Here is a 7,927-nt window from a genome sequence, read left to right as displayed (position 1 = left end):
GCCTGAAGGGAGGGGCCGCTGCCTGAAGGGAGGGGTGCCTGATTCGGGAGAAAAATCCTGCGAAAAGCCCTTCTCCGTCGAAGATTTGCGCGAGTCGGGGGTTTGACTTCGCAGAAGTGGTACGAGCGCGTCACGTCCGCGCAGCACCCGCTTAACACGGGTCCGGCACATTGGTGGGTGTCGGCAGGGCGGGAGCGGCTCCCCGCCCCGGCCGACGACCGAAACGGCGCCAAGGACCTCCGGAGCGGCTCCCGGACCTCCATGGACGCCACGGACGCGCCAGCCAGGTTCCGACCCGGCCCGCGTCCCTCGCGGGGACCGCCGTCGTCCCGCCCCCCGTCACACGGGGGTGCGGCGGTCCCCGCGCATATCTCGTGGGGGAGCGCCGTGGCGGTCACCCTTCCCGGTCCGCGTCGCCGCTCCTGCCCCGGCGCCGGCGCCGGTCCAGGATCGGTGAGTCGCGCAGGGCCCAGGCCACGTTCACGCCGACGATGCCCGCCCAGGTGACGAACAGGCCGCGAAGATCGGCCACCCCGCCGCCGATACCGGACAGGGGGATGGCGACGACGAGGGAGACCACGCCGAAGCCGTAGCGTTCGCCCCAGCTGTCGGTGGACTTGTCGGGGGAGCGGCTGCCACGGGCCACCACCATCTGCTGCTCGGCCACCTGACGCCGTACCCGGCGGTCGACCGCGCTGTCGATGCGCTGGTCGACCTTCTCCAGGAACGAGTCGACGAGCGCGGACTCGTAGTCCTCGCCCAGTTCTCTGCGGGCGTGCAGGGTGGCGGCGAGTTCCTTCTTCAGCTCGGTGTCGCCGAACTGTGGGTCACGGGCATCCATTCCGGTCATGCTCCTCACGGTAGGGAGCCTGGATCCGCGTGGCACTGGGGTTAGCCCCCCAGTCGGCGCACCGGCTTCCCCCGCCTCCCGTGCGGCATCCCTTGCCCGGCCTGCATAGACTCATGCAGAGTTCTCGGTGTCTGAATATGTGGTGTCCGCTGGGGCTGAGGAGGCTGCGGGTATGTCCTCTCGGATCATGAGCGCGACGGATGCTTCCGCTTCCGCTGCCGCCGTCGCCGCGCCGACCGCGCCGACCGCGCCGACCGCGCCGACCGCGCCGACCGTGCCGTCCGCGTCGACCGGGCTCGTCGTCCTCGACGGGCGGGCGCTGGGGGTCGCCGACGTCGTCCGGCTCGCCGACGGTGTCGTACGGCCGGTGCCCGACGGCGCGGCCGTGCGGCGGGTCGAGGAGTCCTGGGAGGCTGCCCGGCTGATTGCGGCGGCCGGACGCGTGTACGGCCGCTCCACCGGCGTCGGTGCCAACCGCACCGAGGACGTGCCCACCGAGGCCGCCACCGAGCACGGGCTGCGGCTGCTGCGCAGTCACGCCGGGGCCATCGGGGAGGAACTGCCCGCCCGACAGGTACGGGCCATGCTCGCCGTACGCGCCAACCAGCTGCTCGCGGGCGGCGCGGGACTCCGGCCGGCCGTGGTCACCGCGCTCTGCGCCGCGCTGGAGAGCGGGGCGTACCCCGTGGTCAACGAGTTCGGTTCGGTGGGGACGGGCGACATCGCGGCGCTGGCCCAGGTGGGGCTGGCGCTGGCGGGGGAGCATCCGTGGCGGGTGCCGGGGACGCGGCCCGAGCGTGCGGGCGTCGTTGCCGTCGAGCGCCCCCACCCCGGCGTGCCCGAGGCGCAGGCGCTCGACAACAACGACGCCCTGGCGCTGATCAGCAGCAACGCGCTCACGCTCGGGCAGGCCGCGCTCGCGCTGCACGAGTTGCGGGGGCTGATCGCGGCCACGCAGGTCGTCGCCGCGCTCTCGCTGCTCGCCGTGGACGGCTCGCACGAGGCGTACGCGGCGCCCGTGCACGTCGCGCGCGCTCACCGAGGGGCGCGCGAGGTGGCCCGGGTCATGCGGGAGCTGATCGGGGCGGCCGACCGGCCCACACCCCCGCTGGGGCGGATCCAGGACCCGTACGGCTTCCGGTGTCTGCCGCAGATCCACGGTCCCGCGCTGGACGCGGCGGACGCGCTGGAGGGCGTTCTGGAGGTGGAGTTCAACGCGGCGGCGGAGAACCCGCTGATCATCCCGGAGGACATGGCCGCGTACCACCACGGTGGCTTCTACCAGGCCCAACTCGCCCTCGCCCTCGACCATTTCAGACTCGCCACGACCCAGGTGGCCCGGCTGTCGACCTCCCGGCTCTCCTCGCTCAACGAGCCCGCGTACACCCGGCTGCGGCCCTTCCTCGCCGACCACGAGCCCGCTTCCTCGGGCGTGATGATCCTGGAGTACGCCGCCGGGGCCGCCCTCGGTGACCTGCGGGCCTTCTCCGCGCCCGCGTCGCTCGGCCACGCTGTACTCTCCCGGGGCGTCGAGGAACAGGCCAGCTTCGCCTCGCTCGCCGCCCGGCAGACGCTGCGGGCGTGCGGCGCGTACCGGCTCGTCGTCGGCTGTGAACTCGTCGCCGCGGTGCGGGCGTTGCGCCAGCGGGACCTGCGGCCGGATCCGGGACTGCCGGTCGGGCGCGCACTGGAACTGGCGGAGGCCGTGCTCGACCCCGACCCGGCCGACCGGCCGCTGACGGCGGACGTGGGCGCGGCGGCCGTACTGCTCGATCGGTTCACCGAGATCTGGACGGACGTCCAGGCGGATCCACTGAGGGGGAGCGCGTCATGAGCGCGGACAAGGGCCCGGGCGTGACGGGCGTGGCGGACGGTCCCGCCGCGCGGCTGCAGGCGCTCTTCGAGGGGCACCGGCTGACGCCCACCCAGCGGCGCATCGCCCACAGCATGGTGCGGCGGGCGGCCGACGTGCCCTTCCTGTCGAGTGTGGAACTGGCCGAACTGGCCGGGGTGAGCCAGCCGTCCGTGACCCGGTTCGCGGTGGCGCTGGGCTTCGACGGCTACCCGGCACTGCGCCGGCACCTGCGGGACGTCGGGCCCGCCGAGCCGGCGCCGGACACCGCCGCGTACAACGAGTACCAGCAGGCCGTCGAGGCCGAGATCGAGAACTTGCGGCATCTGGCCGAGGTGCTCGCCGACCCCGCCCCGGTGGCCCGCGCCGGGCGGCTGCTGGCCGCGTCCCGGCCGCTGCCGGTGCTCGGACTGCGGGCCGCGGCCTCCCAGGCGTACGGGTTCGCCTACTTCGCCGCCAAGGTGCACCCCGACGTACGGCTGCTGCACGAGGGCGGCAGCATGCTCCACGACCGCGTCGACGCGGCCGTGCGCGGGGGCGCGAGCGCGCTGCTCTGCTTCGCGCTGCCCCGGCACCCCCGCGAGGTTGTCGAGGCCCTGGCGTACGCCAAGGAGGCGGGGCTCTTCGTCGTCACGGTCGCCGACTCCGCCTTCGCGCCCGTCGCCAAGGTCTCCGACCTGCTGCTGCCCGCCGCCGTCGGCACCGGGCTGGCCTTCGACACGGCCTGCGCCCCCATGCTGCTGGGCCGGGTGCTCCTGGAGGCCATGTGCGACGACCTGCCGGAGGCCCAGGCCCGGTTGGAGGAGTTCGACGCGAGGGCCGCGACCAGGGGGTTGTTCGTGGAGTAGGCGGTTCGATCGGCGATGGAACAGCCGGCCTGACCGGCGGTGGAACAGCCAGCCCGACCGGCGGTGGAACAGCCGGCCCGACCGGCCGAGGTTGGCGATTCTCAGGCGCGTTTCACGTTCTCCCGCTAGCGTGCCCGCGACTGTCGTACGACCTGGGGTTCACGGGAGGCGGGGAGCGTGGGGCGCGGAGGGCAGGGGCTTGCTCGGGTGGCCGTCGTGGTGCGGGCCGGGGCGGCGCCGTTGTGGTGGCTGGGAGTCGTCGCGGCCGGGGTCGGTGTGGTGCCGTCGGGGCTGACCGGGCGGCGGATCGGGGTGCTGGCGGGGGCCGTCGTGTTCATCGTCGCGGCCGCCGTGGTGGCGTGGGCGGGGCGCGGCCGGTATCTCACGCCCGCGCGAGAGGCCGTGCGCGCCGGCAAGCACGACGTCCTCCAGGACCGTGCCGTGACCCTGCGCGCCTGGCGCCGGGGCCACCGCTGGTGGCTGCTGCTCGGCTTCGCGGCCGCCCTGGGCTCGTCCTTCGCCCTCCCCGCAGCGGGCGGTCTGCTCCTCGCGGGCCTCGGTACCGGCCTCCGGTTCAAGGCCGCCTGGCTCGGCGGCCGCGAACTCGCCGCCGGGCAGCTCTTCTGGGTCCCGGTGGACCGGCTGTCCGGCCGGGCCGGCCGCCCCACGGGCAAGCGGGTGTCCGGCTACCGGCTCACGGGCATCGAAGCGGGTGACGCGACACCCGGAGGCGGCAGGCGCCGGGCGTAGCGTCGCCCCGCCCGCCGGTTCCGTCTCGGGGGCGGGGGTCATTCGCCCCGCGTGCGCAGGACCAGCTTGTTCACCGCCCACAGGGCGATGCCGATGGCCAGGAGGACACCCGCGCGGATGTAGACGTCGGCCGGGCGGTCGGCGAGCGGGCTCGCCAGGATCAGGGCGGTCAGGGCGCCGAGCACCGGCAGGGCCGTCGGCGTCCGGAAGTGGGCGTGGTCGACACGGTCACGGCGCAGCACCAGGACCGCGATGTTAACGACGGCGAAGACACAGAGCAGCAGGAACGCGGTGGTGTCGCCGAGGCCCTCGATCTCGCCGGTCGAGACCAGGCCGATCGCGAGGAGGGTGACGAAGACGATGCCCACGACGGGCGTCCGGCGGCGGGGCAGGACGCGGGCCATGCCGCGCGGGAGGATGCGTTCGTTGGCCATGCCGTAGCAGAGGCGCGAGGCCATCATGATGTTGATCAGGGCCGAGTTGGTGACCGCGAAGAGGGCGATCAGTGCGAAGAGCTTGTGCGGGAAGTCCACCCCGCCGGCCTTCACCACTTCGAGGAGCGGACCGCTGGAGCCCTCCAGGGTCTCGGCGTCGACGAGGAGTGACGAGACCAGAGCCACCAGCACGTAGATCGTCCCCGTCACGGCGACCCCGATGAAGATCGCCCGGGGGAAGGTCCGGGTCGGGTTCTTCGTCTCCTCCGCCATGTTCACCGAGTCCTCGAACCCGACGAAGGCGAAGAACCCGAGGGCCGTGGCGCCGAGAACACTGGTGAGCAGCGCGTATCCCGTGCCGCTCGCCTCGAACTCGGTCAGGCGGGACGGCTCGCCGTCACCGCTCAGCACCGCCCAGGCGCCGATCGTCAGGATGATCAGCAGGCCGGTCAGCTCGACCAGGGTCAGCACCACGTTCGTCTTCACCGACTCGGAGACGCCCCGCAGGTTCAGGGCGGCCAGCAGGACGATGAAGGTGATGGCGACCAGGGTCGGCGGCAGTGCGCCGTTCGTCAGCTCGTCCAGGTAGTCACCGCTGAAGGCACGCGCGGCGGCGCTCGCGGACGACAGGCCGGAGCACATCACCATGAACGCGACGATGAACGTCAGGAAGGGCAGCTTGAACGCCTTCTGCGTGTAGAGCGCCGCCCCGGCCGCCTTCGGGTACTTCCCGACGAGTTCGACATACGACGCCGCCGTCAGGATCGCCACCACGAAGCCGATCACGAAGGGGAGCCAGAGAGCTCCGCCGACCTTCCCGGCGACCTTGCCCGTGGTCGCGTAGATGCCGGTGCCGAGGATGTCGCCGATCACGAAGAGGATCAGCAGCTTCGGGCCGAGCACCCGCTTGAGGCCGGCCTCCTCGGCGGGCGCCGGCGACGCGGCGGTGCCTTCGGTGGTGGACAAGAGAACCTCCCCCGGTCGGTGATCCGTCCGGGGGACTCATGCCCGGTCGCGGGCCGTGGATGCCTTCGCGACCGGTTCGCGGAGCCGGAAGGGTGATCAGGCCGTTGGAGCCGGAAGCGTGATCAGGCCGTGCGCAGTGTCCGCTTGGCCAGTTCGTACGCCGGGAGCATCTGCTCGTGCTCCTGGGTGTCGAGGCCGCCGAGGTGGACGACGACGGGTCCGGCCGGGGTGACCGCGACGAAGGCCCGCTCCTTCTTGGTCTCCTCCAGGGCCTCGCTGGTGTAGAGGTACTCGACCTCGGTGCCCGAGACGTCGGAGTCGGAGGTGAACTCGCTGTACTTCGCCTTGCTCGTGTTCCCCTCGGCCGCCACGAACTCCTTGAGCAGCGCCTCCGCATCACCCTTGGCGCCCTTCTCGCCGGTCCAGACCCGGATGAAGCCGATGTTCCCGGCCGGCTTGGCGTCGATCTCGCACGCGGCGGTGAACGGGCCCTGCCGGAGCAGCCCCTCGGCCAGCTCGGCCGCGAGCTCGTCCTCCTCGGAACCGCCGCCGTCGGCGGGCGGGCCGGTCTCGACGGCCTCCGCCTTCCACTTCTCGGCGGTGTCGAAGGCGACCGGGAGCTCGCAGGCGGAACCGGCCGCGCCGACACTGCCGCCGCTCTTCGCGGCATCCGCGGCCGCGTCCCCCGCGGCGTCTTCCGTGGTGTCCTCGGCGGTGCCCTTCCCTTCGGCGGTCGCTGCTCCGGTGGTGCTCGCCGACGGCTTCGCGTCGCCGTCCCCCGCCGGCTCCGAGCACCCTGTCAGGACCCCGGCCAGCAATGCGAGCTGCGCCAGCGCCGTCCCCCGTGCCGCTCTTCCCACGGTCACCCTCCCCTGGTCGTTCGACTTGTCGTTTGATGTGTCGTTCGAGGTCGGACACGGTAGCCGAGGCACGCGCGGGCGGCGCTCCCCGGGTGGGGGGCGCCGCCGGAGCCGTCGATCAGGGCGGTCGGATCGGGGCGGGCAGGTCGGGCGGTCGGATCAGGCGATCACACCTCCAGCTCCGCCTCGATCCGCCTCAGCTGGTGCCTGGCCATGGCCAGGTTGGCCCGCTTGGCGTCGAGGACCAGGTAGAGGAAGAGGCCGTTGCCGCCACGCCCGGTGAGCAGGCGGATCAGATGGTACGCGTCGGACAGGGTGATCAGGATGTCCTCGATCTCGCCCTTGAGGCCGAGGTGTTCCATGGTGCGCAGCTTGGCTCGGACGACGTCGGTGTTCCCGGCGGCGGCGACATTGAGGTCGAACCCCTTGCTGCCGCCGATCGTGCCCAGTGCCATGCCGCTGGTGTAGTCGACGAGGGCGGCGCCGGTCGCGCCTTCGATCGACGCGAGGGCCTCTTTCAGCGCGGTCTCGGTGTTGGCCATGGTGTGCGGTGTCCTTTCAACTTTCACTGGTGGTAGGGGTGTTAGGAGTGGTTCGGGGGGTGGCGCGTGGGGTGGGGGCGCGGGGCGTACGGCGCGGCATGGTCGACCTGACCGTGGCCTTGGCCGGTGTCTGGGGCTGTGTTTGGGGCGGTGCCTGGGCCGGGGGCTCGGGCTTGGTCCCGTTGGCGGTCCTGGCCACGGACCGGGTCGGGTTCCGGGTGGCAGCCGCCCTGGCGTTGCTCGCGGCCGAGACGTCGGGCCGGGGCAGGGCGTCCACCAGCTCGCCGATCCGGCTGCCCGCCCGGCGGCCCTCCAGGTGCAGCCGCCCCACGTTGACCCGGTCCTGGGCCAGCAGCGTCAGCACGGCGGAGGAGCCCGCCGCGTACGTCGCCACATAGCCGTGGTCGCCGCGCAGCAGCAGCTCACGGAGATCGCCACGGCCGGCGGCGTCCGTCATCCGTACGGCGACGCCGAGCGCGGCCGCGGTGAGCGCCGCCAGGCCCTCGGGTTCCACGCCGGGGGTGTCGTGGGCGAGGACCAGCCCGTCCACACTGGCCGCCAGCGCGCCGGTCAACTGGGGTACACGGGCCCTCAACCGGTGCAGTTCGTCGAGGACTTCGGCCTCCGCGGCCATCAGCAGTCTCCTCTCGGCGGGACGCTCCCGCTGCCGCTCAAAGGGCCTCCAGCGCATCCCTGAGCCTTTGCAGTAGAGCCACGTCGGGGTCGGGGGTGGTGAGCGGCCAAGGTGGGGCGAGGGGTGCCGCCCCGACCCTGGCCGTGACCCTGGCCGACGAATCCGGGCCCTGGGAGAGCGGGGGGAGGTGG

Annotated in this window: 8 protein-coding genes; 3 read left to right on the top strand and 5 right to left on the bottom strand. The window is 72.9% G+C overall.

Annotation, left to right across the window (positions count from 1 at the left end; translation table 11 throughout):
- Positions 1-394: 394 nt before the first annotated feature.
- Positions 395-850: a hypothetical protein gene (locus tag P1P70_RS36000; RefSeq protein WP_319245289.1), complete on the bottom strand. Its 456-nt coding sequence runs from the start codon at positions 848-850 to the stop codon at positions 395-397.
- 172 nt (positions 851-1,022) lie between these two features.
- On the opposite strand from P1P70_RS36000, the gene P1P70_RS35995 reads away from it, so the two are divergent.
- The 3 genes from P1P70_RS35995 to P1P70_RS35985 all read left to right on the top strand — a co-directional run bounded on the left by P1P70_RS35995 (position 1,023) and on the right by P1P70_RS35985 (position 4,300).
- Positions 1,023-2,684, top strand: coding sequence for an aromatic amino acid ammonia-lyase (locus P1P70_RS35995; protein WP_319245288.1), 1,662 nt, complete (start codon positions 1,023-1,025; stop codon positions 2,682-2,684).
- Positions 2,681-3,550, top strand: coding sequence for a MurR/RpiR family transcriptional regulator (locus P1P70_RS35990; RefSeq protein ID WP_319245287.1), 870 nt, complete (start codon positions 2,681-2,683; stop codon positions 3,548-3,550). The genes P1P70_RS35995 and P1P70_RS35990 overlap by 4 nt, the downstream gene beginning before the upstream one ends.
- 207 nt (positions 3,551-3,757) lie before the next feature.
- Positions 3,758-4,300, top strand: coding sequence for a hypothetical protein (locus P1P70_RS35985; RefSeq protein ID WP_319245286.1), 543 nt, complete (start codon positions 3,758-3,760; stop codon positions 4,298-4,300).
- Between the two features lie 38 nt (positions 4,301-4,338).
- Here P1P70_RS35985 and P1P70_RS35980 read toward each other — a convergent pair whose 3' ends face one another.
- The 4 genes from P1P70_RS35980 to P1P70_RS35965 form a co-directional block, all read right to left on the bottom strand.
- Positions 4,339-5,700, bottom strand: coding sequence for an APC family permease (locus tag P1P70_RS35980; protein ID WP_319245284.1), 1,362 nt, complete (start codon positions 5,698-5,700; stop codon positions 4,339-4,341).
- Positions 5,701-5,822: 122 nt separating this feature from the next.
- On the bottom strand, positions 5,823-6,566 hold the full coding sequence (locus tag P1P70_RS35975) for a lipoprotein (protein WP_413471627.1): 744 nt from the start codon (positions 6,564-6,566) through the stop codon (positions 5,823-5,825).
- Positions 6,567-6,727: 161 nt separating this feature from the next.
- Positions 6,728-7,102 carry a hypothetical protein gene (locus tag P1P70_RS35970; RefSeq protein WP_239755006.1) on the bottom strand — a complete coding sequence of 125 codons (375 nt, stop codon included), beginning with the start codon at positions 7,100-7,102 and terminating at the stop codon, positions 6,728-6,730.
- Positions 7,103-7,118: 16 nt separating this feature from the next.
- Positions 7,119-7,736, bottom strand: a complete 618-nt coding sequence (locus tag P1P70_RS35965; RefSeq protein WP_319245278.1) for a roadblock/LC7 domain-containing protein — start codon at positions 7,734-7,736, stop codon at positions 7,119-7,121.
- Positions 7,737-7,927: the final 191 nt, after the last annotated feature.

Origin of the sequence: Streptomyces sp. MB09-02B, from assembly GCF_033794485.1 — a bacterium.
Taxonomy (GTDB): domain Bacteria; phylum Actinomycetota; class Actinomycetes; order Streptomycetales; family Streptomycetaceae; genus Streptomyces.
This window is presented reverse-complemented; position numbering and strand designations above follow the sequence as displayed.

Bases quoted from the DNA above. Each gene is read 5' to 3' on its own strand.
- P1P70_RS36000 (WP_319245289.1), bottom strand. From the start codon at position 850: ATGACCGGAATGGATGCCCGTGACCCACAGTTCGGCGACACCGAGCTG.
- P1P70_RS35995 (WP_319245288.1), top strand. From the start codon at position 1,023: ATGTCCTCTCGGATCATGAGCGCGACGGATGCTTCCGCTTCCGCTGCC.
- P1P70_RS35990 (WP_319245287.1), top strand. From the start codon at position 2,681: ATGAGCGCGGACAAGGGCCCGGGCGTGACGGGCGTGGCGGACGGTCCC.
- P1P70_RS35970 (WP_239755006.1), bottom strand. From the start codon at position 7,102: ATGGCCAACACCGAGACCGCGCTGAAAGAGGCCCTCGCGTCGATCGAA.
- P1P70_RS35965 (WP_319245278.1), bottom strand. From the start codon at position 7,736: ATGGCCGCGGAGGCCGAAGTCCTCGACGAACTGCACCGGTTGAGGGCC.